At 75.8% G+C, this 25,258-nt stretch carries 21 protein-coding genes; 9 read left to right on the top strand and 12 right to left on the bottom strand.

From position 1 onward, the window contains the following. Nucleotides 1-26: 26 nt before the first annotated feature. Both ACF1ED_RS11145 and ACF1ED_RS11140 read left to right on the top strand, forming a co-directional pair. A complete protein-coding gene (locus tag ACF1ED_RS11145; RefSeq protein ID WP_391758936.1) occupies nt 27-722 on the top strand; it encodes a GntR family transcriptional regulator in 696 nt (231 codons plus the stop codon). Nucleotides 723-796: 74 nt separating this feature from the next. After that, complete coding sequence (locus ACF1ED_RS11140) at nt 797-1,816, top strand: 1-aminocyclopropane-1-carboxylate deaminase (RefSeq protein WP_391758934.1); 1,020 nt, start codon at nt 797-799, stop codon at nt 1,814-1,816. Between the two features lie 18 nt (nt 1,817-1,834). Here the strand turns inward: ACF1ED_RS11140 and ACF1ED_RS11135 are convergent, their stop codons facing one another. Together ACF1ED_RS11135 and ACF1ED_RS11130 are read right to left on the bottom strand one after the other, a co-directional pair. After that, entirely contained in the window at nt 1,835-3,067 is a 1,233-nt protein-coding gene (locus tag ACF1ED_RS11135; RefSeq protein ID WP_391759754.1) for a TerD family protein, read from the bottom strand. A 45-nt stretch (nt 3,068-3,112) separates the two neighbouring features. Next, nucleotides 3,113-3,352 (bottom strand): hypothetical protein, encoded by a 240-nt coding sequence (locus ACF1ED_RS11130; RefSeq protein WP_391758932.1) that lies wholly within the window; start codon nt 3,350-3,352, stop codon nt 3,113-3,115. Between the two features lie 55 nt (nt 3,353-3,407). On the opposite strand from ACF1ED_RS11130, the gene ACF1ED_RS11125 reads away from it, so the two are divergent. Then, the gene (locus tag ACF1ED_RS11125; RefSeq protein WP_391758930.1) at nt 3,408-4,382 is read left to right on the top strand and encodes an AraC family transcriptional regulator; all 975 of its coding nucleotides are present in this window, start codon (nt 3,408-3,410) and stop codon (nt 4,380-4,382) included. 258 nt (nt 4,383-4,640) lie between these two features. On the opposite strand, the gene ACF1ED_RS11120 is transcribed toward ACF1ED_RS11125, so the two are convergent. Beyond that, nucleotides 4,641-5,462, bottom strand: coding sequence for an NAD-dependent epimerase/dehydratase family protein (locus ACF1ED_RS11120; RefSeq protein WP_391758928.1), 822 nt, complete (start codon nt 5,460-5,462; stop codon nt 4,641-4,643). Between the two features lie 207 nt (nt 5,463-5,669). On the opposite strand from ACF1ED_RS11120, the gene ACF1ED_RS11115 reads away from it, so the two are divergent. Further along, nucleotides 5,670-6,818 carry a hypothetical protein gene (locus ACF1ED_RS11115; RefSeq protein WP_391758926.1) on the top strand — a complete coding sequence of 383 codons (1,149 nt, stop codon included), beginning with the start codon at nt 5,670-5,672 and terminating at the stop codon, nt 6,816-6,818. 18 nt (nt 6,819-6,836) lie between these two features. Here ACF1ED_RS11115 and ACF1ED_RS11110 read toward each other — a convergent pair whose 3' ends face one another. The 7 genes from ACF1ED_RS11110 to ACF1ED_RS11080 all read right to left on the bottom strand — a co-directional run bounded on the left by ACF1ED_RS11110 (nt 6,837) and on the right by ACF1ED_RS11080 (nt 17,235). Next, nucleotides 6,837-8,081, bottom strand: a complete 1,245-nt coding sequence (locus ACF1ED_RS11110; protein WP_391758925.1) for an amidohydrolase — start codon at nt 8,079-8,081, stop codon at nt 6,837-6,839. 34 nt (nt 8,082-8,115) lie between these two features. Next, on the bottom strand, nt 8,116-10,893 hold the full coding sequence (locus ACF1ED_RS11105; RefSeq protein ID WP_391758923.1) for a SpoIIE family protein phosphatase: 2,778 nt from the start codon (nt 10,891-10,893) through the stop codon (nt 8,116-8,118). Further along, nucleotides 10,890-13,058 (bottom strand): SpoIIE family protein phosphatase, encoded by a 2,169-nt coding sequence (locus ACF1ED_RS11100; protein WP_391758921.1) that lies wholly within the window; start codon nt 13,056-13,058, stop codon nt 10,890-10,892. The genes ACF1ED_RS11105 and ACF1ED_RS11100 overlap by 4 nt, the downstream gene beginning before the upstream one ends. A gap of 63 nt (nt 13,059-13,121) precedes the next feature. Then, nucleotides 13,122-14,333 carry an MFS transporter gene (locus ACF1ED_RS11095; RefSeq protein WP_391758919.1) on the bottom strand — a complete coding sequence of 404 codons (1,212 nt, stop codon included), beginning with the start codon at nt 14,331-14,333 and terminating at the stop codon, nt 13,122-13,124. Nucleotides 14,334-14,383: 50 nt separating this feature from the next. Continuing rightward, a complete protein-coding gene (locus ACF1ED_RS11090) occupies nt 14,384-14,770 on the bottom strand; it encodes a hypothetical protein (protein WP_391759752.1) in 387 nt (128 codons plus the stop codon). A 147-nt stretch (nt 14,771-14,917) separates the two neighbouring features. Further along, nucleotides 14,918-16,366 (bottom strand): peptidoglycan D,D-transpeptidase FtsI family protein, encoded by a 1,449-nt coding sequence (locus ACF1ED_RS11085; protein WP_391758917.1) that lies wholly within the window; start codon nt 16,364-16,366, stop codon nt 14,918-14,920. A gap of 98 nt (nt 16,367-16,464) precedes the next feature. Then, nucleotides 16,465-17,235, bottom strand: coding sequence for an IclR family transcriptional regulator (locus ACF1ED_RS11080; RefSeq protein WP_391758915.1), 771 nt, complete (start codon nt 17,233-17,235; stop codon nt 16,465-16,467). A 122-nt stretch (nt 17,236-17,357) separates the two neighbouring features. Here ACF1ED_RS11080 and ACF1ED_RS11075 point away from each other — a divergent pair, with 122 nt between their 5' ends. The 3 genes from ACF1ED_RS11075 (at nt 17,358) to ACF1ED_RS11065 (ending at nt 21,151) form a co-directional block, all read left to right on the top strand. After that, the gene (locus ACF1ED_RS11075) at nt 17,358-18,836 is read left to right on the top strand and encodes an aldehyde dehydrogenase (NADP(+)) (protein WP_391758913.1); all 1,479 of its coding nucleotides are present in this window, start codon (nt 17,358-17,360) and stop codon (nt 18,834-18,836) included. A gap of 70 nt (nt 18,837-18,906) precedes the next feature. Beyond that, entirely contained in the window at nt 18,907-19,623 is a 717-nt protein-coding gene (locus tag ACF1ED_RS11070) for a DsbA family oxidoreductase (protein ID WP_391758911.1), read from the top strand. Between the two features lie 469 nt (nt 19,624-20,092). Then, on the top strand, nt 20,093-21,151 hold the full coding sequence (locus tag ACF1ED_RS11065) for an aminotransferase class V-fold PLP-dependent enzyme (RefSeq protein ID WP_391758909.1): 1,059 nt from the start codon (nt 20,093-20,095) through the stop codon (nt 21,149-21,151). 47 nt (nt 21,152-21,198) lie between these two features. Here ACF1ED_RS11065 and ACF1ED_RS11060 read toward each other — a convergent pair whose 3' ends face one another. Next, nucleotides 21,199-21,702 (bottom strand): MarR family winged helix-turn-helix transcriptional regulator, encoded by a 504-nt coding sequence (locus ACF1ED_RS11060; RefSeq protein WP_391758907.1) that lies wholly within the window; start codon nt 21,700-21,702, stop codon nt 21,199-21,201. 133 nt (nt 21,703-21,835) lie between these two features. On the opposite strand from ACF1ED_RS11060, the gene ACF1ED_RS11055 reads away from it, so the two are divergent. Continuing rightward, nucleotides 21,836-22,903 carry an alkene reductase gene (locus ACF1ED_RS11055; RefSeq protein WP_391758905.1) on the top strand — a complete coding sequence of 356 codons (1,068 nt, stop codon included), beginning with the start codon at nt 21,836-21,838 and terminating at the stop codon, nt 22,901-22,903. A gap of 63 nt (nt 22,904-22,966) precedes the next feature. On the opposite strand, the gene ACF1ED_RS11050 is transcribed toward ACF1ED_RS11055, so the two are convergent. After that, nucleotides 22,967-24,064, bottom strand: a complete 1,098-nt coding sequence (locus ACF1ED_RS11050) for a pyridoxal-phosphate-dependent aminotransferase family protein (RefSeq protein ID WP_391759751.1) — start codon at nt 24,062-24,064, stop codon at nt 22,967-22,969. Nucleotides 24,065-24,150: 86 nt separating this feature from the next. On the opposite strand from ACF1ED_RS11050, the gene ACF1ED_RS11045 reads away from it, so the two are divergent. Beyond that, complete coding sequence (locus ACF1ED_RS11045) at nt 24,151-25,236, top strand: amidohydrolase family protein (RefSeq protein WP_391758903.1); 1,086 nt, start codon at nt 24,151-24,153, stop codon at nt 25,234-25,236. Nucleotides 25,237-25,258: the final 22 nt, after the last annotated feature.

The following is a 25,258-nucleotide window of genomic DNA, read 5'->3' as shown; positions in this document are numbered from 1 at the left end:
TGGACTGACATCTAACCTGTCAGTCCATGGACGACGCTCTGCGGCCCGTGGGCCGGACCCTGTTGCGCGACCGGGCCTACGAGTCGCTGCGCGAGGCGATCGTGCGAGGCGACCTCGCCCCCGGCGCCCTCCTCAAGGACGCCGACCTCGCCGACCGGCTCGGCCTCTCCCGCGCGCCGGTCCGCGACGCCCTCGCCCGGCTCACCGTCGAGGGCCTGGTCGAGACCAAGCCGCAGAGCTACACCCGGGTCACCCGGCCGGTCACCCGGATCGTCCGGGACGCCGCCTCCGTGGTGCGGGTGATGCACGAACTCGCCGCCCGCACCGCCGTGCCGCTGCTCGGCCCCGAGGCCATCCGCGCCATGCGCGAGGCCAACGAGCGGTTCGCCGCCGCCGTCCGCGCCTCCGACGTCGAGGCCGCCCTCGCCGCCGACGACGAGCTGCACCAGGTCCTCGTCGGCGCCAGCGGCAACCACGCGGCCGCCGCCACCATCGACCGCTACACCCCGCTGATCCGCCGCGTGGAGCGCCGGCTCTTCGGGGACTCCGGCAGCTGCGGCTCCGCCGAGCTGCACACCCGCCTCATCGACGCCTGCGCCGCCGGGGACGCGGAGGAGGCCGTCCGGATCACCAGCGAGATCTGGGCCGCCCTGGAGCAGCTCGCCGACGACGCCACCGAGGTCGCCGAGGTCACCGGCATCCCCGCGCCCGCGGAAGCGTGACCCGCGCCGCCGTCGCACCACCGTCCTCGGAGCCGTACCCCCCGTCCCGCCCGCCACCCCAGGGAGAGCCGCCCGTGCCGATCACCGACTTCGACCGCTATCCGCTCCTCTTCGGGCCCTCCCCGGTCCACCCCCTCGAACGGCTCGCGCACCACCTCGGCGGCGCGGCCCTGTGGGCCAAGCGCGAGGACTGCAACTCCGGTGTCGCGTACGGCGGGAACAAGACCCGCAAGCTGGAGTACCTGGTCGCGGACGCCCTCGCGCAGGGCTGCGACACCCTGGTCTCCATCGGCGGCGTGCAGTCCAACCACACCCGTCAGGTCGCCGCCGTCGCGGCCCGCGCCGGGCTCAAGTGCGTGCTGGTGCAGGAGAGCTGGGTCGAGTGGCCCGACGCGGTCTACGACAAGGTCGGCAACATCCTGATCAGCCGGCTGGCCGGCGCCGACGTGCGGCTGGTGCGCGCGGGCTTCGGGATCGGCTTCAAGGAGAGCTGGGAGCAGGCGCTGCGCGAGGTCGAGGAGGGCGGCGGGAAGCCGTACGCGATCCCGGCCGGCGCCTCCGACCACCCGCTCGGCGGGCTCGGCTTCGCGAACTGGGCCTACGAGGTGGCCGAGCAGGAGCGGGAGCTGGGCGTCTTCTTCGACACGGTGGTGGTCTGCTCGGTGACCGGCTCCACCCAGGCCGGCATGGTCGCCGGCTTCGCCGCGCTCGCCGAGGAGGGCGGCCGGCCGCGCCGGATCATCGGGATCGACGCCTCGGCGAAGCCCGCCGAGACCCACGGGCAGATCACCCGGATCGCCCGGGACACCGCCGGGCTCATCGGTGTGGAGCGCGCGCTCACCGGCGCCGACGTGGAGCTGGACGAGCGCTACCACGCCGGTGTCTACGGCATCCCGGACGAGGCCACCCTCGACGCGATGCGGCTGGCCGCCCGCACCGAGGGCATGGTCACCGACCCCGTCTACGAGGGGAAGTCGATGGCCGGGCTGATCGACCTGGTGGACCGGGGCGAGATCGCGTCCGACGCGACCGTGCTCTACGCCCACCTCGGCGGCCAGCCCGCCCTCAACGCCTACAGCGCGCTGTTCTCCTAGCGCGTGGGGGCCGGCCGCTCAGAGCGCCTGGGCGGCCGGCTTCACCATGCCCCGGACGGTCCGGGACTTCACGAAGTCGCCCATCGCGGTCATCTCCCACTCGCCGGAGAACTGCTTGATGAGCTTGGCCATCATCACGCCGGTCTGCGGCTCGGCGGAGGTCAGGTCGAAGCGCACCAGCTCCTCGCCGGTCGCCGCGTCCAGCAGCCGGCAGTAGGCCTTGGCGACCTCGGTGAACTTCTGTCCGGAGAAGGAGTTCACCGTGAAGACCAGACCGGTGGCGTCGGCCGGCAGCCGGCCCAGGTCGACGGTGATGACCTCGTCGTCGCCCCCGCCCTCGCCCGTCAGGTTGTCGCCCGAGTGCCGGACCGATCCGCCGAGGATGTTCAGCTTGCCGAAGTAGCAGCTGTCCAGGTGGTTGCGCTGGGGGCCGAAGGCGATGACCGAGGCGTCCAGGTCGATGTCCTTGCCCCGGTACGCGGGCTCCCAGCCCAGGCCCATCTTCACCTGGGAGAGCAGCGGGCGGCCGGCCTTGACCAGCGACACCGTCTGGTTCTTCTGGAGGCTGACCCGGCCCTTGTCGAGGTTGATCTTGCCGGTGGGGGCCGGGGCGGGCGCGGGGGCGGCCGGGGTCGCTGCGGCGAGCCGCGGGTCCACCGGGGGAGCCGGCGGCATCGGCGGGGGAGTGAAGGAGGGCAGGGTCTGCGCGGGCGGCGCGGCCGGGGCCGGGGGCGCGACGGCGGCCGGGGCGGCGGGCTCCTCCTCCACGCTCACGCCGAAGTCGGTCGCGATGCCGGCCAGGCCGTTCGCGTATCCCTGGCCGACGGCGCGGACCTTCCAGGCGCCGTTGCGCTGGTAGATCTCGACGACCACCAGGGCCGTCTCGGTGGCCAGCTGCGGCGGGGTGAAGGTGGCGATGACCGCGCCGCTGTCGGCTTCGCGGACGGTCGCGGTGGGCTCGATGCCCTGGAAGGTCTGGCCGGCGGCGTCCGGACTGGCCGTGACCACGATCCTCTCGATGCCGGCGGGCAGGCCGCCGGTGTCCACCAGGATCGCGTCCGGCGCGGTGCCGCCGCCGGAGCGGTAGGTGACACCGGGGCCGGCGGGCTGGTTGTAGAAGATGAAGTCGTCGTCCGAGCGCACCTTGCCGTCGGCGCCGAGCAGCAGGCCCGAGACGTCGAGCCGCACGGGGGCGGCGACGTCCACCGCCACACGGGGGGCGGTGAGCGGAAGGTTCGAGCCGGGGGTCATTGCGGTCATGCCAGGCTCAACGATCCGGGTCCCTTTGCCGTTCCCTTACCCGCGACGGGTTCGGCCACCTTGGTTACGCGGGTGCTCCCGGGCCTGCCGCTCGTTGCCGAAACGGTACGCCCCGGTCCAGCGGGCCATCACCAGCTGGAGGTCGCCGGACTCCGCCTCGGCCAGGAACTTCGCCGCCCGGGCGCCGCGCAGCACGCCGGCGGCGCGGCCGTGGTGGGTGAGGACGACCGAGCCGTCCTTGCGCTCCTCGTACGAAAATCCCCGGGGTCGTGGCATGCCGGGCATCCTGCCGCTTCCGGACGGGTCCGTCATATGAATTATCTTTCGCATCGTGGGTGCTGTGGGCGGGAGCTCTTTTACGACCGGGGACGTCGACGAGGCGCGGCAGGAACTCGACGCGCGCTACTACGCGAGCCGGATGGACGTCGTCGACCCGTACCGGTCCTTCGCGGCCCGCTTCGACATCGTCGAGTTCGGACCGCTGGTCATCGGCGACCTCAGCTGCGGGGCCGACGTCCGGATGAGCTTCGGCGAGCTCGGCGCCTACCACGTCAACGCGCCGCTCAGCGGCACCATGGAGATGCGCCAGGGCCGCGGCTCCGCCGTGTACGCCTCCGCCCGCGAGGCGCTGCTCCTGGACCCCGCGGGGGACACCTTCCTCGACCGCTGGAGCGGCGACGGGCGGATCCTCTCGGTCAAGGTCGGCGCCGCCGAGCTGCGCGACCGGCTGGAGAGCCTCCTCGGCCGCCCCCCGCACGGCGGCCTCGCCTTCCGCCCCCGCCTCGACATCTCGCGCGGCCCCGGGCTCGGCTGGGTGCGCTTCGCCCGCAGGGTCGCCGCCGAGGCCCTTGCCGGGGAGGGCCTCGCCCACCACGAGCTGGTCGCCCGCCCGCTCCAGGAGGCGCTGCTCAACGGGCTGCTGCTGGCCGCCGAGCACCCCTGGCGGGACGAGCTGGCCCACCCCGGCGGGCCGCGCCGCCCGGCGCCGGTCAAGCGGGCCATGGACGCGGTGCGGGAGCGCCCCGGGCACCCCTTCACCACCGGCGAACTCGCCGCCCACGCGCGCGTGAGCGTCCGCCGGCTCCAGGAGTCCTTCCGGGAGTACGTCGGGATGTCGCCGATGGCCTACGTCCGGGAGGTCCGGCTGGAGCGGGTCCGCGAGGAGCTGCGGGCGGCGGAGCCGGACGAGGTGAGCGTGAGCGAGGTCGCCTGGCGCTGGGGCTTCGCGCACCAGGGGCGCTTCGCCGCCCACTACCGCGAGAAGTTCGGCGAGTCCCCGTCGCGGACGCTGCGGACGGCGCCCTGAGGCGGCCGGCGCGCCCCGGCGTGCCCCTGTGCTCCCGTCGGTCGCGCATTCCGGACAGAGGCCGCGTTACGCGGCTCGCGGTGATCTTGGTGGCGGCCTACGGTGGGGGCGTCCGGCGCTGCCAGCGCGCGCCGTCGAACCGGGCCCGGCCGGCTCCCCCGTATCACCGGCCGGGCCCGCGGACGTCCGCTCCGTCCCCGACCGGCCCCGGCAGCGCCGGCCCTCGCGGCCCCCGGACCCCGCGGTCCGGGCCGCGGCTCACGCGGTCGGGTGCGGCCAGCGGGGCGGGGCGGGGGTGGTGAAGCCGCCGCCCAGGTAGAGGTCGTCGGGGCTGCCCTCGGCCGGGGCCCCCTGTTCGGCGAGCAGCTTCTCCGCGTACGCCTCCGAGTCGTCCCGCGGGTCGTAGCCGAGGGCGCGCGCGGTCGACAGGTCCCACCACTCGCGGGTGTTGGCGGAGGAGCCGTACACCACGGTGTGGCCGACGGACTCCGCCGTGAGCGCGGCGTGCAGCAGGCGGGCGCAGTCGGCGGGGCTCAGCCAGAGCGAGAGCATCCGGACCGAGGTGGGCTCGGGGAAGCAGGAGCCGATGCGGACGGAGACGGTCTCGACGCCGTGCCGGTCCCAGTAGAGCTGCGCCAGGTCCTCGCCGAAGCACTTGGAGAGGCCGTAGAAGGTGTCGGGGCGGTGCGGGGTGGTGACCGGCACCGGCGGCTCGCCGTCGCGCGGGCGGGGGGTGAAGCCGACGGCGTGGTTGCTGGAGGCGAAGACGACCCGGCGGACGCCCTCCTCGCGGACCGCCTCGTAGAGGTGGTGGAGGCCGGTGACGTTCGCCGCGACGATCGCGTCGAAGTCGGCCTCCAGGGAGATGCCGGCGAGGTGCACGACCGCGTCCACGCCGCGCACCGCCTCGCGCAGGGCGGCGCGGTCGGCGAGGTCGGCGACGATCGCGTCCGGGGCGCCGGGGACGGGGACGGCGTCGAGGAGGCGGAGCTCGTACCCGTGGGCGGGGAGCAGCTCCCGCATGAGGGTGCCGACGCCGCCGGCGGCACCGGTGAGCAGGAGGGTGCGGGGTGCGGGCATCGGGTGGTTCTCCTCGGCTGGGGCGCGCCGCCGGTCGGCGGCCATTCACGGACGTGGACACGCTAGGGAGGGGCGGAGGGGCCGTCAAGGTGCGGTGCCACCGGGTGCGTTCGCCTTGACCGGGGCGGCGGGGAGGGCTAGCGTGCGAGCGTCGTTCATGGATGTGAACGGCCAGGACCTGTGTGACGCGTATTCCCGGGAGCGCCCGTGACCACCCCCGCCCGCCCCCGTACGGGAGCCTTCCTCTACCCCTGGGACGTCGACGGCGACCCCGCCGCCCCCGCGCTCCTCGCCGGGCTCGGCGTCCAGCAGGTCACCCTCGCCGCCGCCTACCACTCCACCCGGGCGCTCAGCCCCCGCCACCCGGCCCGGCGGGTCGTCACCGCCGAGCACGCCGCCGTGCTCTACCCGCCGGACCCGGACCGCTGGGCCGGCCGCCGGCTCGCCCCGTACCCGGCGGGCGACTGGGCCCCCGGCGACGCCTGGGCGCGGGCCGCGCGAGCGCTCGACGGCACCGGCCTCGACGTGCACAGCTGGGTCGTCCTCGCCCACAACTCCCGGCTCGGCGCCGACCATCCGGACACCTCGGTCGTCAACGCCCACGGCGACCGCTACCCGTGGGCCCCCTGCGTCGCGCACCCCGAGGTCCGCGCGCTGCTCGTCGACCTCGCCGCCGAGGCCGCCGTCCGCCCCGGCGCCACCGGCACCGAGCTGGAGTCCTGCGGCTGGTACGGCTACGCCCACCTGCACGCCCACGACAAGACCGGCGGCGTCCCGCTCGACGACCGCGCCCAGCTGCTGCTGTCGCTCTGCTTCTGCCCGCACTGCCGGCAGGGGTACGCGCAGGAGGGCGCCGACCCGGACGCGCTGGCCGCCGCCGTCCGCGCCGCCCTCGCCCCGGTCTGGGCCGGCACCGGACCCGCCGGGGACCTCGGCGCTTCGGAGGCCCCCGCCCTCGCCTGGCGCGCCCGGACCGCCCGCTCCCTCCAGGAGGCCGCCGTCGGAGCCGTACGGGCCGCCGCCCCGCCCGGCTTCCGGATCCTGCTGCACGCCGACCCGGACCCGTACCGCTGCGGCGCCGACGCGGGCACCGACCCCGCGCACGTCCTCGGCCTCGCCGACGGGGTGGTGGCCCGGCCCCACCGGCTCGCCGCCTTCGCCGCCCACCGGCCGTCCGGCGCCGCCCTCGCCGCCAACCTCTCCGTCGTCACCGGCATGGGCGGCGCCCCCGGCCGCCTCGCCGAGGACGCCCGGCGCGCCCTCGCCGACGGCGCCACCGAACTCCGGCTCTACCACGCGGGCCTGGCCTCCGACGCCGACCTGGCGGCGGTCCGCACCGCCCTGGCGGAGGTCTAGGGGCCGGGCCGGCGCGGCTCAGACCAGGCGGCCGTCCCGGGCCACCACCCGGCCCGCCCGGACCACCAGGTCCCGGCGTGGCAGGTCCACCACGACCTGCGGCAGGCACTCGCCCTCGACCAGCATGAAGTCGGCCGGGGAGCCCGGGCGCAGGTCGGCGGCGGGCAGGCCCATCAGCGCGGCGCCGCCGTCGGCGGCGAGGGCGAAGCACGCCTCCAGCTCCTCGTCGAGCCGGGCGTCGAGGGCCCAGCCGGCCAGCCAGGCGCGGTGCAGCATGTCGGCGTCGCCGTACGGGCTCCAGCTGTCGCGGACGCCGTCCGAGCCGAGGCCGACCGTCACCCCGAGCTCGGCGAGCCGGCGGAACGGCAGGATCGTCGTCTCGCCCAGGGCGACCGTGGTCAGCGCCACCCCGGACCGCGCGAGGAGGCCGGCCAGCTCGTCCAGCTCCCGGCCCGCCAGGCCCGCGACGGCGAAGGCGTGCGCCACCGCCACCTTGCCCTCCAGGCCGGCCGCGCGGGTGCGGGCGGCGATGTCCCGGATCACCGCGAGGCCCGGCTCGCCCCGGTCGTGGAGGTGGACGTCGAGCCCGAGGCCGTGCTTCTCGGCGAGGCCGAAGACCAGGCCGAGCTGGTCGCCGTCCCGGTCGCCGGTGGCGTCGAAGCCGGTCGGGTCGATGCCGCCGATATGGCTGACCAGACCGCTCGCCGCCGCCTCGGCGAGCAGCTCCGCCGTGCCCGGGGAGCGGACCACGCCGTGCTGCGGGAAGGCGACCAGCTCGACGTCGACGATCCCGGCCAGCCGCGCGGCGGCGCCGGCGACGCCCTCGACGCCGGCCAGGCCGTAGGCCGGGGCCACGTCCGCGTGGGCCCGCATCGCGCGGGTGCCCCGCGCCGCCGCGTGGGACATCAGGCGCAGCGCCCGCTCGCCCACCGGGGTGGGCAGCGCGCGGGCCAGCTCCACGTCGCCGGCGACGTACTCGGCGATGCCCCCGGCGGGGCGGCGGCGGTGCCAGGGCTCGCCCCAGGAGGTCTTGTCCGGGTGGATGTGCGCGTCGACCAGGGTCGGCAGGGCGAGGCGCCCGCCGCCGTCGACCCGCTCGACGGCCGCGCCCTCGGGGACCTCCGCGACGAGCACCCCGTCGACGGCGATCAGGTCGCGTGCGGGGCCGCCGAGGGGCCGGACGTCGTGGAAGAGGGTCGCGGGGCGGGGCGTGGGGCTCACGGAGGTCTCCTTGGGTTCCGGCGAACCCTTTTGGTATACCATGTGGGGGCGCCGGTCCGAAGCGACGGCCGCGCCCTCACCAGGCCAGCTTCTCCAGCGCGTCCAGGTCGAGCGCCGCCGTCGGCGTGGGCCCCGGACCGGCCAGGCCGTCCCCGCCGCCCGGCCCCACCCGCAGCTCCGCCCAGATCGTCTTCCCCCGCCGCCCGTACCGCGTGCCCCAGCGCTCCGCGAACCGCGCCACCAGATACAGCCCCCGCCCGCCCTCGTCCGTCTCCGCCGCGTGCCGCAGGTGCGGCGAGGTGCTGCTGCCGTCCGACACCTCGCACACCAGCGTCCGGTCGTGGAGCAGCCGCACCCGCACCGGGTCCGCCCCGTACCGCACCGCGTTGGTGACCAGCTCGCTCAGGATCAGCTCCACCGCGAACGACGCCTCCTCCAGCCCCCACTCGGCGAGCTTGGCCGCCGCCGCGTTCCGCACCGGCGACACCGCCGCCGGATCCCTGGCCACCTCCCACTCGGCGATCCGCTCCGCCGGCAGCCGCCGGGTCCGCGCCACCAGCAGCGCGATGTCGTCCCGGGGCGCCGGCGACAGCAGGTTGGCGAGCACGTCCGCGCAGATCTGCTCGGGGCTCCGGTCCGGGCGCTCCAGGGAAGTCCGCAGCAGCCTCAGCCCCGTCCCCAGGTCCCGCCCGTGGTCCTCCAGCAGACCGTCCGTGAAGAGCACCAGCTTGCTGCCCTCCGCCAGCCGCAGCTCCGTCGACTCGAACGGCACGTCCCCCAGCCCGAGACCCAGCGGCAGCCCCGGCGCCAGCGGCGGGAACTCCACCCGCCCCTCCGCGTCCACCACCGCGGGCCCCGGATGCCCGGCGCTCGCCACCGTGCACACCCCGGACGCCGGGTCGTAGATCGCGTACAGGCAGGTCGCGCCGGTGATGGTCTCCTCCCGCCGCCCCCGGCCGCCCTCGCCCGCCGCCGCGGGCTCCCCCTCCTCGTCGATCCGGCCGGTCAGCTCGTCGAGGTGGCCCAGGATCTCGTCGGGCGGCACGTCGAGCGTCGAGAAGTTGTGCACGGCCGTCCGCAGCCGGCCCATCGTCGCCGCCGCGTGCAGCCCGTGCCCCACCACGTCGCCCACCACCAGCGCCACCCGCGCCCCCGGCAGCGGGATCACGTCGAACCAGTCGCCGCCGACCCCAGCCTTCGCCGGCAGGTAGCGGTACGCCACCTCCACCGCGTTCTGCTCGGGCAGCACCCGGGGCAGCAGGCTCCGCTGGAGCGTCACCGCCATCGCGTGCTCCCGGGTGAACCGCCGGGCGTTGTCGATCGCCACCGCCGCCCGCGCCGCCAGCTCCTCCGCGAACTCCCGGTCCTCCTCCCCGAACGGCTCCGGCGTGTCCGACCGCCAGAAGTTCGCCATCCCGAGCACCACGTCCCGGGCCAGCAGCGGCACCGTCAGCAGCGAGTGCATCCCGTAGGCCAGCGCCCCGGCCGCCCCCTCCGGGTCCTGCGCCCGCCAGCCGTCCGCCGCGGCCAGCTCCGGCTGCACCACCGCGTGCCCCTCGGCCAGCGCCGTCGCCATCGGCGTGCTCGGCACATGGAAGCGGATCACCTCGCCGACCCGCTGGAGCGGCTGCTCCGCCCGCAGCCCGCTCAGCGCGGCCCGGCGCATCTCCGACAGCGTCGAGTCCTGCGGCGGCTCCTCGCCCCGCAGCACCGGCTCCAGCAGCTCCACCGTCGCGAAGTCCGCGAAGCGCGGCACCGCCACCTCCGCCAGCTCCTCCGCCGTCCGGACCACCTCCAGGGTGGTCCCGATCCGCACCCCCGCCTCGTACAGCAGCTGGAGCCGGCCCCGGGCCACCGCCGCCCGCCCGGAGAGCGCGGCCAGCTCCGTCGTGTCCCGCATCGTCATCACGCTGCCCGAGCCGGAGCCGTCCCGGGCGGTGGGCCGCACGCTGACCGCGAGCAGCCGGTCGCCCGCCCGGTGCACCTCGTCCGTCGCGGTCCGCCCGGACTCCAGGAGCTCCACGGTGCGGGGATCGAGCCCGAGCTCGCCGACCGGCCGCCGCTCGGCGTCCGCCGGCAGGCCGAGCAGCCGCCGCGCCTCGTCGTTGGCGAGCAGCAGCCGCCCGTCCGCGCCGACGATCAGCACGCCCTCGCGGACCGCGTGCAGCACCGCCTCGTGGTGCTCCTTCATCCGGGTCATCTCGGCCGGTCCCAGGCCGTGCGTCTGGCGCCGCAGCCGCCGCGACACCAGCGCCGCGCCGCCCACCGCGAGCAGCAGGGCGCCGCCGCCCGCGGCCAGCAGCACCACCAGCCGGCCCCGCACCGCCTCGCTCAGCGACTGCACCTCGATGCCGCTCGTCACCATGCCGACGATCCGGCCGTCGTCGGCCACCACCGGCACCACGGCCCGCACCGCGTCGTTCGGCGCGCCGCGGAAGGTCTCCGTGTACGACTCGCCGTCCACCACCGCCCGGGAGAGGTCGCCGGTCGCCTTCCGGCCGATCAGCCCGGGCACGGCGTCGGTGTACCGCACCCCGTCCGTGCCGAGCACCGCGACGAAGTCCACCCCGGTCGCCACCCGCGTCTGCTCCGCCCGCTTCTGGAGCGCCGCCGTCGGGTCCGGCGAGGTCAGCGCCGCGTCCACGCCGGGCGCCTTCGCGAAGGCCTCCGCCACCGCGAGCGACCGCATCTCCGCGTCCCTCAGCACGTCCTGCCGGGCCTGCTGGAAGGTGACCAGGACGGCCGCCACGATCACCAGGAGCGCGATCAGCGCCTCCAGGGCGAGGACCTGTCCGGCGAGGCTCCGCAGCCCTGAGCCGTGCTCCGGCCGCGGCCCGTGCCGCCGGGCGCTCATCCGGTGCTCCGGGCGATGAGCAGCGCCACGTCGTCCGGGGCGCCGGGGCGGCGCAGCTCCCGCAGCAGCTGGTCGCAGCTCTCCTCCAGGGACAGCTCCCGGGTCGCGTCGACGAGCGCGACGAGCAGCGCGAGCCGTTCGTCGATGGGGGCGTCCCGGGTCTCGATCAGTCCGTCGGTGTACAGCACCAGCCGGTCGCCGGGCAGGAACGGCACCCGCGTGGTGCGGAAGGTGCCCCCGCCGACGCCGAGCGGCACCCCGGTGGAGAGGCCGACCAGTTCGGCCGGGCCGTCGGCCGGGAGCCGCACCGGCGGCAGGTGGCCGGCGTTCGAGATCCGGCAGCGGTGCCGCCGCGGGTCGTGCACGGCGAAGAGGCAGGTGGCGATGGACTGTTCGAGGCCGACGGTGATCCGGTCCAGGTGCCGCAGCACCTGCCCGGGGGAGAGGTCCAGGTCGGCGAAGGCGCGGGTGGCGGTCCGCAGCCGGCCCATGGTCGCCGCCGCGTCGATGCCGCTGCCCATCACGTCCCCCACCACCAGGGCCGTCTTCTCGCCGGGCACCGCGATCACGTCGTACCAGTCGCCGCCGACCTCGCTGGACGCCTGGGCCGGCTGGTAGCGGGCCGCCGCCTCCAGGCCGGGGCGGGCGGGCGGATCGCCCGGCAGCAGACTGCGCTGGAGGGTGACGGCCGAGTTCCGCACGCTCTGGTACCAGCGGGCGTTGTCGATGCTCACCGCCGCCCGGGCCGCCAGCTCCACGGCGAGCAGCACGTCGTCCTGGTCGAACGGCAGCGGGTTGTGCCGGTCCCGCTTCAGGTCGAGCGCTCCCAGCACCTCGCCGCGCGCGATCAGCGGCACCGCCAGGTACGAGTGCACCCCGGCCCGCGCCAGCTGCCGGGCGGCCTCCGGGCCGCGGGCGATCCGCGGCAGGTCGTCGGGGCCGACCCGGGCCACCAGGACCGGCCGTCCGGTGTGCACGCAGCGGGTGACCAGCCGGTCCGCGCCGTAGAGCGCGACCGAGCCGGGCGGGTCGGCGGCGGACAGCGCCTCCGTCTCGTGCCCGGCCTTCACCGCCAGCGCCCGGAAGAGCGCCGGGCCCTCCTCGGGGGTGCCCGGCCGGCGCAGCGCGAGCACCGAGTCGAGGACGTCGACGGCGGCCACGTCGGCGAGGGCCGGCACCACCACCGAGGCCAGCTCGTCCGCCGTCCGTTCCACCTCCAGGGTGGTGCCGACCCGGGCGGAGGCGTCCGCGACCAGGGCCAGCCGCCGCCGGGACCGGTCGGCCTCCGCGTCCGCCCGGTACCGCTCGGTCACGTCGACCACCCAGGCCGCCACCCCGAGGACCCGGCCCCCGGCCGCCTCCAGGCGGTAGAAGGACACCGACCAGGCGTGCTCGCCGCCGCCCGGGTCGGCCGGGGTGGTGCCCATCGCCTGGAGACCGAGCAGGGGCACCCCGCTCTCCAGGACCCGCCGGGCCGCCGTCTCCAGCGGCTCCGCGGCCGCGAGGGGCAGCACCTCGGAGGGCCGGCGTCCCAGGTGCCGGGCGGCCGGCACCCCGTTGAACCGTTCGAGGGCCGGGTTGACCAGGGCGTACCGCAGCTCGGTGTCGAGGACCGCGAGGCCGATCGGGGACTGGTCGACCAGCCGGTCGGAGAGCGCCAGCTCCGTCTCCACCCGGGCGACGGCGCTCCGGTCGGCGGCGATGCCGAGCGCGTACAGGTCGCCCAGGTCGTCGGTCAGCCGCATGTTGCGGAACTCCACCTCGCGGGTCGACCCGTCCTTGTGCCGTACGGGGAAGGTGCCCGCCCAGGTGGTGCCGCGCCCCAGCACCTCGCCGAAGAGCCGCACCGCCTCGGCCCGGTGCTCCTCGCCGACGATCAGCCGGGCCACGTACTGCCCGAGGGCCTCGTCGGCCCGGTAGCCGAAGAGGCCCTCGGCCTGCGGGCTCCACAGCACGATCCGTCCGGCCGCGTCCACCACGACGGCGGCCACCCCGATCACGTCGAGCAGCCCGTGCGCGTCGAAGGAGGCTCCCGACGAACGGGAGCCGGAGTCGGAGCCGGTGCCGCCCGCCGGGCCGGCCGGTGCCTCCGGGCCGTCGCCGGGCGCACCGGTGCGACCCTCCTGCGTCCCCGTGCCCGTCTCCGGGAAGGAACCGGCCGTCACCCTGCCCTCCTCCCGCCGAGCCCGCCGCCCCTTCCATGCTCCCCGGCCACCCGCGGGCACGCACTACGAGCGCGTCCGTCCCGGCTCCCCCGGGGCCTCCTCCGGCGCGTCCCCGACCCGCGCGGGCGCCGGGGTCCGGGCCGTGACGGCCGCCCGGGCCAGGCCCGCCACCGCGAGCACCGGCAGCAGCAGCGTCACGTCCACGGCCGTCACCAGGGCCGCGCCCAGCGCCAGGGCCACCGCGTTCGGCACGAAGAGCACGGTGTTCGCGGTCGCCGCGATCCGGCCGGCCGCCGCCGCGGGCGCCTCCCGCTGGACCGCCGTCATCGCCGCCACCAGCACCCACGGCATGCCGAGCCCGATCACCGCGCTCGCCGCCAGCGCCGTCGCCTCGTACGGCAGCGCCCGTACCCCGGCGGCCGCCGCGAAGAGGGCGAGCCCGACGGCGGCGAGCAGCCGCTCCGGCATCCGGCGCAGCAGCGGCCCGGTGGTCAGGCCCGCGAGGACCGAACCGGCGCCCTGCACCGCGTAGAGCACCCCGGCGTACGCGGGCGGCCGGCCGAGTCCCTGGTCCACCACCGCGTAGACCGCCGCGCCGTTCACCCCGGCGAGCAGCATGGTGAGGGCCCCGGTGGCGACCAGCGGCCGCAGCACCGGCGAGGCGGCGAGCAGCCGGACGCCCTCGGCGGTCTCCCGCCGCCACGCGCCCCGCCCGCGCGGGGCGCGCGCCGGCCGTGCCTCCCGCATCCGCGTCGCGGCGAACGCCGCCGCGGCCAGCGCGAAGGTCGCCGCGTCCAGGAGGGCCACGGGACCGCCCCCGTACCGGGCGAAGAGCCCCGCCGCGAGCAGCGGGGCGACCAGCTTCACCGACTCGTTGGCGGTCATCCGCCGGCCGTTGACCGAGCCGAGCCGCTCCTCGGCGAAGCCGGTGGCGAGCAGGGCCTGCTCGGCCGCGTCGTGGACGGTGCCCTGCGCGCCGTACAGCACGAGGACGGCGAAGAGCAGCCACACCCGGTCGGCCGAGGTCACCAGGAGCAGCAGCGGCAGCACCGCGGCCATCGAGAGGTCGAGGACGATCAGCAGCGGACGGCGGCGCACCCGGTCCGCGAGCGTGCCGAGCAGCGGCCCGAGGAGGGCGGGGGCCCAGAGGGCGAAGGCGGTCAGGGCCGCGAGACCGTCCGAACCCGTCAGCGACTTGACCCAGATCCCGGAGACCAGCCACATCGCCGTGGTCCCGAACCCGGACACGACCACACCCGTCAGATACCAGCGCATGGACGGAGACCCTGACGTCTGAGGCGGCCCCGGCGGATCGGGCACCTGCCCTATTCCGGGAGCGCGGACCGCTTCCGCTCGTACCACAGCGCCGCCCCCGTGACCACGGCGCCGAGCCCCTCCCACAGGCCCACCCCGAGGAAGCCGGACGGGGCCCGGCCGGTGACGACCGCGAGGGTGAAGACCGCGCAGGTGAGGAGCCGGAAGGGGACCGTCCAGCGGAAGAAGGCCCGCCAGTCGGCGAGCGCGGCGAGCACGTAGTAGACGCCCATGTTGAGCGCGGCCATCGAGGAGGCGGTGAGGAAGACCAGTGTGTGGTCCGCCTCCGCGCGCCCGCCGTCGGGCACCGGCTCGAAGCCCATCACGGTGAGGAGGGCGTCCGGGGCGACCAGGCCCACCACCCCCAGGGCGGCGGCGAGGAGGCCGAAGACCGCCATGGTCCAGCCGGACAGCGAACGGGGCAGGCGACGCACGACGGTCCTCCGCGGAGCAAGATCGACAGTTCGAGGGGGTGCTCTGGCGTTCGAGCGTGACCCTGCATATCGCGTGCGAGGCCGTGGGGGCCAATCCGGCCCCCACGCGCGTCACTTCAGCGCGGCCGCCATCATCTTCTGCGCCACCGGCGCCGCCAGGCCGTTGCCGCTGACCTCGGAGCGGGCCGCGCCCGAGTCCTCGATCAGCACGGCCACCGCCACCTGCTTCCCGGTCGACGCGTCCTTCGCGTAGGAGGTGAACCAGGCGTACGGCGTCTTGCTGTTGTTCTCGCCGTGCTGCGCGGTGCCCGTCTTGCCGCCGACCTCGGCCCCGGGGACCGCCGCGTTGGAGCCCGTGCCCTCCTCCACCACCGTCACCATCGCGCTGCGCAGCTGCTCGGCGGTGGCGGCGGAGACGACCCGGGTGGCGTCGCCGTCGTCGTGGGTCTCCAGGGCGTCGCCGTCGGCGTCGACCACCTCGGAGACCATGTGCGGGGCGGCGAGCTCGCCGTCGTTGGCGATCGCCGCCGAGACCATCGCCATCTGGAGCGGGGTGGCGGTGACGTCGAACTGCCCGATGCCGGTCAGCGCGGTCTGCGCCCGGTCCATCCCGGACGGGTAGACGCTCGGGTAGGCCCGGACCGGCACGTCCAGCTCGTCGTCGTCGAAGCCGAACCCCTCCGCCATCGCCTTCACCTTGTCCTGCCCCAGGTCGGCGGCCATCTTGCCGAAGACGTTGTTGCAGGAGTAGCGGAGCGCGGTGCGGATCGTGGCGTTCTCGCAGGGCGCGGAGGCGTTCTCGTTCGGCAGGACGGTCCGGGTGCCCGGCAGGGTGTACGGGTCGGGGCTCTGGGTCCGCACGTCCACCGAGGAGTACAGCCCGTCCTCCAGGGCGGCGGCCGCGACGACCAGCTTGAAGGTGGAGCCGGGCGGCAGCGGCTGCCGCAGCGCCCGGTTGACCAGCGGCTTGTCCGGGTCCTCGGTCAGCCGCTTCCAGGCGTCGCCGTCCGTCGTCCCGGCGATGTCCGACGGGTCGTAGGAGGGCGTGGAGACCATGCCGAGGATCCGGCCGGAGACCGGGTCGATCGCGACCGCCGCGCCCTTCTTGCTCCCGAGCGCCTCGAAGCCGGCCTTCTGCACGGCCGGGTCGATCGTGGTGACGACCGTGCCGGGCTCCTGCTGCTTGCGGGTGACCGCGTCCACCGGGTTCTTCAGCCGGTCGTCGGTGCCGTCCAGGATCCCGGAGTAGATGCCCTCCAGCTGGGTGGCGCCGTACGCCTGCGAGCTGTAGCCGGTGACCGCCGCGTACAGCTCGCCCTCCGTGTAGGTGCGCGCGTAGCCGAGATCACCGCTCTCCGTGCGCTTCGAGCCGGTGACCGGCGAGCCGGCCACGACGATGTTCCCGAGCGGCTGCGCGTACTGCGCGATGGTCTTCCGCCGGTTCTTGCTGTCGTTCGCGAGCGCCTTGCTCTCGTACGCCTGCACCCAGGTGGCCCGCCCCAGGAGGGCGAGCACGAGGAGCAGCACGAACACCGAGGTGCGCCTGATGGTCTTGTTCATGGCACCTGGAGGGACGAACGGGGCGGTGGGAGACGTTCCGGTCGCGGCCCGATTCTCAGGAAACGTTCATGCGGCACGCATCCGGTCCGGGGCCCGCCTCACAGCCGCCGGGTCGCCAGCGCCAGCCGGTCGCGCGCGTCGAAGAGGGCGTCCTTGATCAGCTGCTCGTGGGCCGGGGTCAGCCGGGCGGCCGGCACCGAGCAGCTCAGCGCGTCCCGGGCCGGGGCCCGGTAGGGGATCGCCACGGCGAAGCAGCGCAGCCCCAGGGTGTTCTCCTCGCGGTCCACCGCGTACCCCCGCTCGCGGACCTCCGCCAGCTCCTCGATCAGCCGCTCCCGGTCGGTGATCGTGTGCTCGGTCACCGGCGGCAGCGCCTCCGGGAGCAGCTCCCGCACCCGCTCGTCGTCGTGGGTGGCGAGCAGCGCCTTGCCCAGCGCGGTCGAGTGCGCCGGGAGCCGCCGCCCGACCCGGGTGAAGGGCCGCAGGTGGTGCTGGGACTGCCGGGTGGCCAGGTAGACCACGCTGGTGCCGTCGAGGCGGGCGAGGTGGACGGTCTCGGCGGTGTCGTCCGAGAGCCGGTCCAGGGTGATCCGGGAGGCCGCCACGACCTCGTCGCCGTCGATGTACGAGGTCCCCACGAGCAGCGCCCGCACCCCGATGCCGTACCGCGTGCCGGTGGCGTCGGTCTCCACCCAGCCCAGCTCGACCAGGGTGCGCAGCAGCATGTACAGGCTCGACTTGGGGTAGCCCACGGCCTCCTGGACGGCCGCCAGGGTGTGCATCCCCGGCCGCCCGGCGAAGAACTCCAGCAGCTCCACCGTCCGCACCGCGGACTTCACCTGCGCGCCGTTCGCGTCGGCACCCGCCATGACCCCGCCCTTCTCCCTGACTTCCGGACGACCTTGTGGGAACGCCCGTGGCGTCAATAGAGTCCACCCCGAAGCGTTCATGCACAAGAACGGTGTTCATCATAGTGAACAGGGGTGTGGCGGTGTCGGCAGCAGCAGTGTGGAGTGTGGACCCCCGGTCGGGGAAGCGGCGCGAGCGGGTCGCGACGGAGGCCACGGCCGCCGACGTCGACCGCGCGGTCCGCGCGGCCCACGCCGTCCGGGAGTCCCTCGCCGACCGCACGGTCCGGGCCGCCTTCCTCAGGGCCGCCGCCGACCTCCTCGACGCCTCCGCCGACGAGGTCGTCGCCACCGCCGACGCCGAGACCGCCCTCGGCGCCCCCCGGCTCACCGGTGAGCTCGCCCGCACCAGCGCCCAGCTGCGCGCCTTCGCCGAGGTCGTCGAGGACGGCGCCTACCTCGACGTGCGCATCGACCTCCCCGACCCGTCGGCCGTGCCGCCCCGCCCCGACCTGCGCCGCTGGAAGGTCCCGCTCGGCGTCGTCGCCGTCTACGCCGCCAGCAACTTCCCGCTCGCCTTCTCCGTCCCCGGCGGCGACACCGCCAGCGCCCTCGCGGCCGGCTGCCCCGTCGTCGTCAAGGCCCACCCCGACCACCCGGCCACCTCCGAGCTGGCCGCCGGCCTGCTGCGCCGCGCCGCCGCCAAGGCGGGGCTGCCCGAGGACGTCGTCGTCCTGGTGCACGGCTTCGACGCGGGCGTCGAGCTGGTCCGCCACCCGCTGGTCGCGGCGGCCGGCTTCACCGGCTCCGTGCGCGGCGGCCGGGCGCTCTTCGACGCCGCCGCCGCCCGCCCCGTGCCGATCCCCTTCCACGGCGAGCTCGGCTCCCTCAATCCGGTCGTGATCACCCCTGGCGCGGTCGCCGAGCGGGCCGAGGAGACCGGCGCGGGCCTGGCCGGCTCCATGACCCTGGGCGCGGGCCAGTTCTGCACCAAGCCCGGCTTCGTCCTCGCCCCGGCCGGCGCCGACGGCGACCGCTTCCTCGACGCCCTCACCGAGGGCGTCGCCCAGGCCGGCCCCGCCGTCCTGCTCGACCACCGGATGCGGGCCGCCTTCGTCGAGGGCGTCACCGAGCGGGCCGCCCTCGACGGCGTCGAGGCGCCCGTCGTCCCCGGCGCGGCCGACGAGCACACCGTCACCGCCGGCGTCCTCACCGTGGACGCGGCCCGGCTCGCCGACGGCGGCCACGAGCTCCTCCTGGAGGAGTGCTTCGGCCCCGTCACCGTCGTCGCCCGCTACACCGACGAGGCCGAGGTCACCGCCGTCCTCGGCCGGCTGCCCGGCAACCTCACCGCCACCCTCCACTGCGCCGACGACGACCCCGCCGCCCCCGCCCTGCTGGCCGCGCTCACCCCGCTCGCGGGCCGCGTCCTCGTCGGCGGCTGGCCCACCGGCGTCGCCGTCGCCCCCGCCCAGCACCACGGCGGCCCCTACCCGGCCACCACCTCCACCTCCACCTCGGTCGGCGCCACCGCCATCGAGCGCTGGCTCCGCCCGGTCACCTACCAGTCCGTCCCCCGGCACCTCCTCCCGCCGGAGCTGCGCGACGCCCCGGGGGCGTAAACGGAATGAAATCCGCCGGGGGCGGCGTTGTACCCGGGACAGCCCGCCCCCCCCGGAGTGAAGGAAACCCATGCGCGTCGAGATCTGGTCGGACATCGCCTGCCCCTGGTGCTACATCGGCAAGGCCCGCTTCGAGAAGGGGCTCGCCGCCTTCGCCCACCGCGACGACGTCGAGGTCGTGCACCGGTCCTTCGAGCTCGACCCGCACCGCGCCAAGGGGGACACCGGGCCCGTCCTGGAGATGCTGGCGAAGAAGTACGGGCGGACGCTCGACGAGGCGCGGGCCATGGAGGCGCACGTGGCGTCCAACGCGCACGCCGAGGGCCTGGAGTACCTGGCCGACGGCCGCGACCACGGCAACACCTTCGACATCCACCGGCTGCTGCACCTGGCCAAGGAGCGCGGCCGGCAGAACGAGCTGCTCGACCTCGCCTACCGGGCGAACTTCGCCGAGGAGCGCTCCGTCTTCGACGCCGCGACCCTGGTGGCCCTCGCCGTGGAGGCCGGGCTCGACGAGGCCGAGGTCCGGGGCGTCCTCGCCGACGAGACCGCCTACGCCGACGCGGTGCGGGCCGACGAGCGCGAGGCCGCCGAACTCGGCGCCAACGGCGTGCCGTTCTTCGTCCTCGACCGCCGCTACGGCGTCTCCGGAGGGCAGCCCGCCGAGGTCTTCACCCAGGCCCTGGAGCAGGCGTGGCAGGGCCGCGCCCTCCAGCCGGTCGGCGGCACCGGCCCGGACGCGGAGGCGTGCGGCCCGGACGGCTGCGAGGTCCCGCCGCGCGGCTGACACATCCGGCGCCGGCCTTCCGGTGGATCGGCGTCCGGCCTTCCGGCGGACAGCCGTCCGCCCCTTCGGCGGACCGGCGCCCGTCCCTTCGGCGGATCGGTGTCCGGCCTTCCGGCAGACCGGCGCCCGCCCTTCCGGCGGATCGGCGCCCGCCCTTCGGTGGATCGGTGTCCGCCCTTCCGGCGGATCGGCGCCCCGCCTTCCGGTGGGCCGGTGTCCGGCCTTCCGGCAGACCGGCGCCCGCCCTTCGGCGCCCGCCCTTCCGGCGGACCGGCGTCCGTCCTCCCGGCAGACGGACGCCCGCCCTCCGGTGGGCCGAGGTCCGGGCGGGGGAGGCCGGCCTCCGGGCGCCGGGTGGGTGTCCGCCTCCCGTGGGCACCGCTCTGACCTGCGGTGATAAGCGGCGCTTGGGGATTCCCCATGATCGGCGGGCATTGACGGCCGGACGGGGGGAGCACAGGCTGTGGCCATGGACTCCCTCGATCAGCCGCTCGGCGGCGCCGAGTTCGCCCCCGGGCGGACCTACCTGAACACCTCCGCCTGCGGCCTGCTGCCGCGCCGCACCGTCGAGGCGGTCACCCTCCTCGCCGAGGAGACCGCGCAGGGGCGCCCGGACGGCGCCGGCAGCTTCGACGTCGTCGACGAGGCCCGTGTCGCCTTCGCCCGGCTCGCCTCCGTCGCGCCCGAGCGGGTCGCGGTCGGCAGCTCGGTCGCCGTGCACTGCGGGATGATCGCCCAGTCGATGCCCTCCGGCGCCGAGGTCCTCTTCCCCGAGGGCGACTTCTCCTCCGTCATCACGCCCTTCACGGTCCGCGGCGACCTCAAGACCCGCTTCGTGCCGCTGGAGCGGCTCGCCGAGTCCGTCGGCCCGCAGACCGCGCTGGTCGCCTTCTCCGCCGTGCAGTCGGCGGACGGCCGCACCGCCGACCTCGCCGCCGTACGGGCCGCCGCCGCGGCCCACGGGGCCCGCACCCTCCTCGACGCCACCCAGTCCGCGGGCTGGCTGCCGCTGTCGGCGGGGGAGTGGGACTACACGGTCGCCGGTGCCTACAAGTACCTGCTCTGCCCGCGCGGCGCGTCCTTCCTCACGGTCACCGAGGAGGCCCAGGACGGCCTGCTGCCGATCCACGCGGGCTGGGTCACCGGCGAGGAGCTGTGGGTCAACAGCTACGGCCCGGTGCGCGAACTCGCCCGCTCCGCCCGCCGCTTCGACGAGCCGGCCGCCTTCCTCTCGTACCACGGCGCCGCCCGCTCGCTGGCGCTCCTGGAGGAGATCGGCATCGGGCGGATCGAGGCCCACGACAAGGGGCTGGCCGCCCGCTTCCGGTCCGGGCTGCTCTCCCTCGGGCACGAGCCGGTCACGGACGACTCCACGGTCGTCGCCGTGCCGGGGCTCGGCCACCGCGCGGACGCCCTGCGCGCCGCGGGCGTGCTGCTGTCGGCCCGCGCCGGAAACCTGCGGGCCTCCTTCCACCTGTACAACACGGCGGCGGACGTCGACCGGGCCCTGGACGTCCTCGCGGGCTGACCCCGCCCCGGCCGGCCGTCGGCCCGGCGGCTCGTCGGCCCGGCGGTTCAGCAGTTCAGCGTCGGGCAGTCGCCCGCCTCGTCCGCCTCCGCGCGCAGGTTCTCCGCCAGGACCCCGAGGAGGCGGGCGAGTTCCGTCCGCTCGGCCGGCTCCAGACCGGCGAGCGAGCTCTCCTCCAGGCCGGTCCAGGCGTCCTCGACGCCGGTCCGCAGCGCCTGCCCCCGCTCCGTCGCCTCGACGAGCACCGCCCGCCGGTCGGCGGGGTCGGGGGAGCGGCTCACGTATCCGCACTGCTCCAGGCGCTGGAGCATCTTCGTCACGGTCGAGGGGTCCAGGCCGAGCGACTGGATCAGCTCCGACTGGCGGACCGCCCCGCAGTCCCAGAGCCGCATCATCATCAGCTCCTGGCCCGGGTAGAGGCCGAGCTCGCGCAGGCGCCGCCCCATCGCTATCCGGTGCGTCCGGGAGACCCGGGCCAGGGTCATGCCGACCGGGCCGCCGCGCGCGGCGGACGGCGACTGCTCGCTGCAGGCGGGTTCGACTGCGGTCATCGGGGGCTCCTCGGGGCGGTTCCTCGTCCCCAGGTTACCGTGACCCGGATTTTTGCTTGGCTGGCCAATGAATGGGTTACAGTGGCGGCGGGCCACATACTTGGCCGACCACATATTTTTCCGGGAGACCGCCATGACCACCGCATTCGACCCCGTCGACCTCGCCGGCACCCGTCTCGCCAACCGCATCGCCATGGCCCCCATGACCCGCAGCCGCGCCGACGGCGCCCTGCGCACCCCCACCGCGCTGACCGTCGAGTACTACGCCCAGCGCGCCTCCGCCGGCCTGATCATCACCGAGGGCGTCCAGCCGGTCCCCGAGGGCCAGGGCTACCCCAACACCCCCGGGCTGCACAGCCGCGAGCAGATCGCCGCCTGGCGCGAGGTCACCGACGCCGTCCACGAGCGCGGCGGCCGGATCTTCGCCCAGCTCATGCACGCCGGCCGGATCGGTCACCCGGACCTCCTCGACGGCGGCCTCCACCCCGTCGGCCCCTCGCCCGTCGCCGCCGCCGGCCAGGTCTACACCCACGAGGGCCCCAAGGAGTTCCCCGCCCCGCGCGAGCTCACCGGCGACCAGGTCCACGAGGCGATCGCCGGCTTCGCCGCCGCCGCGCGCAACGCCGTCGAGGCCGGCTTCGACGGCGTCGAGATCCACGGCGCCAACGGCTACCTGATCCAGCAGTTCCTCGCCGGCGGCTCCAACCACCGCACCGACGAGTGGGGCGGCTCGGTCGAGAACCGCGTCCGCTTCGCCGTCGAGGTCGTCCGCGCCGTCGCCGCCGAGATCGGCCCCGACCGCACCGGCCTGCGCGTCTCCCCGGCCAACACCTTCAACGACATCGCCGAGACCGACACCGAGGAGCTCTACACCGCCCTGCTCGCCGCGATCGAGCCCGTCGGCATCGCCTACCTCCACGTCCTGGAGACCGGCGCCGAGCACCGCCCCCTCGTCCACGAACTGCGCAAGCGCTTCGCCGGCACCTTCATCCTCAACCCGTCCGGCGACGACCCCACCGGCGCCGCCGACCTCGCCCTGATCGAGGACGGCACCGCCGACCTCCTCGCCTTCGGCCGGCTCTTCATCGCCAACCCCGACCTCCCCGCCCGGCTGCGCGCCGGCGGGCCCTACAACGAGCTCGACGCCGCCACCATGTACGGCGGCGACCACCGCGGCTACGTCGACTACCCGGCGCTGTAGGCCCCGGACACGACGGAGGGGCGGGACCCGGCCGACCGGATCCCGCCCCTCCCTCCGTACCGCCTACCAGGCCGCGGTGACCGCCCGGCGCGCGCCCTCCAGGTCCACCGTCCGGCCCGCCTCGCCGAGCACCGCGCCCAGCGCGGCCAGCGAGGACTGCACGGCGTTCGGGGTCGCGTCCGCCCCGTAGTGGTTCACCCGGACCATCTCCTTGGCCAGCGCCCCGCCGCCCGCGATCAGCGGCAGCGACGGGTCGGCGGAGAGCGCCTTCGCCACCAGCTCCGAGGCGTCCAGCTCCGCCGGGACCCGCAGCGTCGTCGCCACCGGCGCCGCGTCCGCCGCCCCGCGCACGTACGGCTCCAGGCCGCCGCCCAGCGCCAGGGCGCCCGCGCGGGTGGCCGCCGCGGCCGAGGCGTGCCGGGCCATCAGCACGTCCAGGCCCTCGGCCTCGATCCGCTCCACGCACGCCTCCAGGGCCAGCATCTCCAGCTGCGCCGGCGCGTGCAGGAGCGCCTTGCGGCCGCCGTCGATCCAGCGCTCCTTCCAGTCGAGGAGGGAAAGGTACGAGCGGCGCGGGGCGGCCGGGTTGGCGGCGAACCGCTCCCAGGCCCGCTCGCTCACCGACACCGCGGAGACGCCGGCCGGGCCGCCCATCGCCTTCTGCGCGCCGATGATGCACATGTCGACGCCCCAGGCGTCCGGCAGCACCGGCTCGGCGCCGATCGAGGCCACCGCGTCCAGGTAGAACAGCGCGCCGTGGGCGCGCACGACCTCACCGATCTCCGCGACCGGGTTGGTGTTGCCGGTGGCCGCCTCGGCGTGCACCAGCGAGACGAAGTCGATCTCCGGGTGCTCGGCCAGCGCCCGCTCCACCTGCGCGGCGGTGACCGCCGTGTGGAAGGGGACGGCGAGGTCGACCACGGTGGCCCCGCAGTCGCGCAGCCAGTCGCCGAAGGTCTGCCCGTACGGACCGGTGACCACGTTCAGCGCGGTCGAACCGGCCCGCGCCCCGCTGCGGATGCACCCTTCGAGCGGCAGCAGCGCCTCGCCCTGGGTGATCACCACGTCCTGCTCGGTGGAGAGCAGCGCGGCGACCCGCCGCTCGATGGACGCGAAGTGCGCGGCGGTCATCGGGGCCAGGTCGAGCAGCGGGTGTGTCACGGTCACGGTGGTGCCTTCTCGGGTCGGTGGTACGGGCCCGGCCAGCGTACGCCCACCGCTCCGGCGGGCCCTCGTACAGTGCAGCCATGAGCGATCACGAGGTGTTGCACGTGAAGGGGCGGGTGCTCGTCGGCCCCGAGGACGTACGGGACGAACTCTGGTGCGTGGACGGGCGGATCACCTTCGAGCGGCCCGCCGCCGAGGCCGTGACGGTGTCGGGGTGGGCGCTGCCCGGCCTGGTCGACGCGCACTGCCACGTCGGCCTGGACCGGCACGGACCGGTGGACGCGGCCACCGCCGAGAAGCAGGCCCTCACCGACCGGGACGCCGGCACGCTGCTGATCCGGGACGCCGGCTCGCCCTCCGACACCCGCTGGATCGACGACCGCGAGGACCTGCCGAAGATCATCCGGGCCGGCCGGCACATCGCCCGCACCCGCCGCTACATCCGCAACTACGCCCATGAGATCGAGCCCGCCGACCTGGTGGAGTACGTGGGCCGGGAGGCGCGGCGCGGCGACGGCTGGGTCAAGCTGGTCGGCGACTGGATCGACCGCGAGGCCGGCGACCTCACCCCGTCCTGGCCGCGCCCCGAGGTGGAGGCGGCGATCGCCGAGGCGCACCGGCTCGGCGCCCGGGTCACCGCCCACTGCTTCGCCGAGGACTCGCTGCGCGACCTCGTCGAGGCGGGCATCGACTGCGTCGAGCACGCCACCGGCCTGACCGAGGAGACCGTCCCGCTCTTCGCGGAGCGCGGGGTCGCCATCGTGCCGACGCTGGTCAACATCGCGACCTTCCCGCACCTCGCGGACGGCGGCGAGGCCAAGTTCCCCCGCTGGTCGGCCCACATGCGCCGGCTGCACGCGCGCCGGTACGACACCGTCCGCGCCGCCTACGACGCGGGCGTGCCGGTCTTCGTCGGCACCGACGCGGGCGGCTCCCTCGCCCACGGTCTGGTCGCCGAGGAGGTGGCGGAGCTGACGAAGGCCGGCATCCCGCCGCTCGACGCGCTCTCGGCCACCACCTGGGGGGCGAGGGCCTGGCTGGGCCGCCCCGCCCTGGAGGAGGGCGCCCCCGCCGACCTGGTGGTCTACGACCAGGACCCGCGCGCGGACGTCCGCGTCCTCGCGGCGCCGCGGCGGGTCGTGGTCAACGGCCGGGTCCTGGCCTGACGAGGCCCCCGGGCCCGGCCGG

Source organism: Streptomyces sp. NPDC014656 (assembly GCF_043084305.1).
Classification (GTDB): domain Bacteria; phylum Actinomycetota; class Actinomycetes; order Streptomycetales; family Streptomycetaceae; genus Streptomyces.
The sequence above is the reverse complement of the archived record's forward strand: the minus strand, read 5'-3'. Positions and strand labels throughout refer to the sequence as shown.

Coding starts and splice junctions, on each gene's coding strand:
- ACF1ED_RS11145 (WP_391758936.1), top strand. CDS start 27: ATGGACGACGCTCTGCGGCCCGTGGGCCGGACCCTGTTGCGCGACCGG.
- ACF1ED_RS11135 (WP_391759754.1), bottom strand. CDS start 3,067: ATGACCCCCGGCTCGAACCTTCCGCTCACCGCCCCCCGTGTGGCGGTG.
- ACF1ED_RS11130 (WP_391758932.1), bottom strand. CDS start 3,352: ATGCCACGACCCCGGGGATTTTCGTACGAGGAGCGCAAGGACGGCTCG.
- ACF1ED_RS11120 (WP_391758928.1), bottom strand. CDS start 5,462: ATGCCCGCACCCCGCACCCTCCTGCTCACCGGTGCCGCCGGCGGCGTC.
- ACF1ED_RS11110 (WP_391758925.1), bottom strand. CDS start 8,081: ATGGTATACCAAAAGGGTTCGCCGGAACCCAAGGAGACCTCCGTGAGC.
- ACF1ED_RS11105 (WP_391758923.1), bottom strand. CDS start 10,893: ATGAGCGCCCGGCGGCACGGGCCGCGGCCGGAGCACGGCTCAGGGCTG.
- ACF1ED_RS11095 (WP_391758919.1), bottom strand. CDS start 14,333: ATGCGCTGGTATCTGACGGGTGTGGTCGTGTCCGGGTTCGGGACCACG.
- ACF1ED_RS11090 (WP_391759752.1), bottom strand. CDS start 14,770: ATGGCGGTCTTCGGCCTCCTCGCCGCCGCCCTGGGGGTGGTGGGCCTG.
- ACF1ED_RS11085 (WP_391758917.1), bottom strand. CDS start 16,366: ATGAACAAGACCATCAGGCGCACCTCGGTGTTCGTGCTGCTCCTCGTG.
- ACF1ED_RS11080 (WP_391758915.1), bottom strand. CDS start 17,235: ATGGCGGGTGCCGACGCGAACGGCGCGCAGGTGAAGTCCGCGGTGCGG.
- ACF1ED_RS11070 (WP_391758911.1), top strand. CDS start 18,907: ATGCGCGTCGAGATCTGGTCGGACATCGCCTGCCCCTGGTGCTACATC.
- ACF1ED_RS11065 (WP_391758909.1), top strand. CDS start 20,093: ATGGACTCCCTCGATCAGCCGCTCGGCGGCGCCGAGTTCGCCCCCGGG.
- ACF1ED_RS11060 (WP_391758907.1), bottom strand. CDS start 21,702: ATGACCGCAGTCGAACCCGCCTGCAGCGAGCAGTCGCCGTCCGCCGCG.
- ACF1ED_RS11055 (WP_391758905.1), top strand. CDS start 21,836: ATGACCACCGCATTCGACCCCGTCGACCTCGCCGGCACCCGTCTCGCC.
- ACF1ED_RS11045 (WP_391758903.1), top strand. CDS start 24,151: ATGAGCGATCACGAGGTGTTGCACGTGAAGGGGCGGGTGCTCGTCGGC.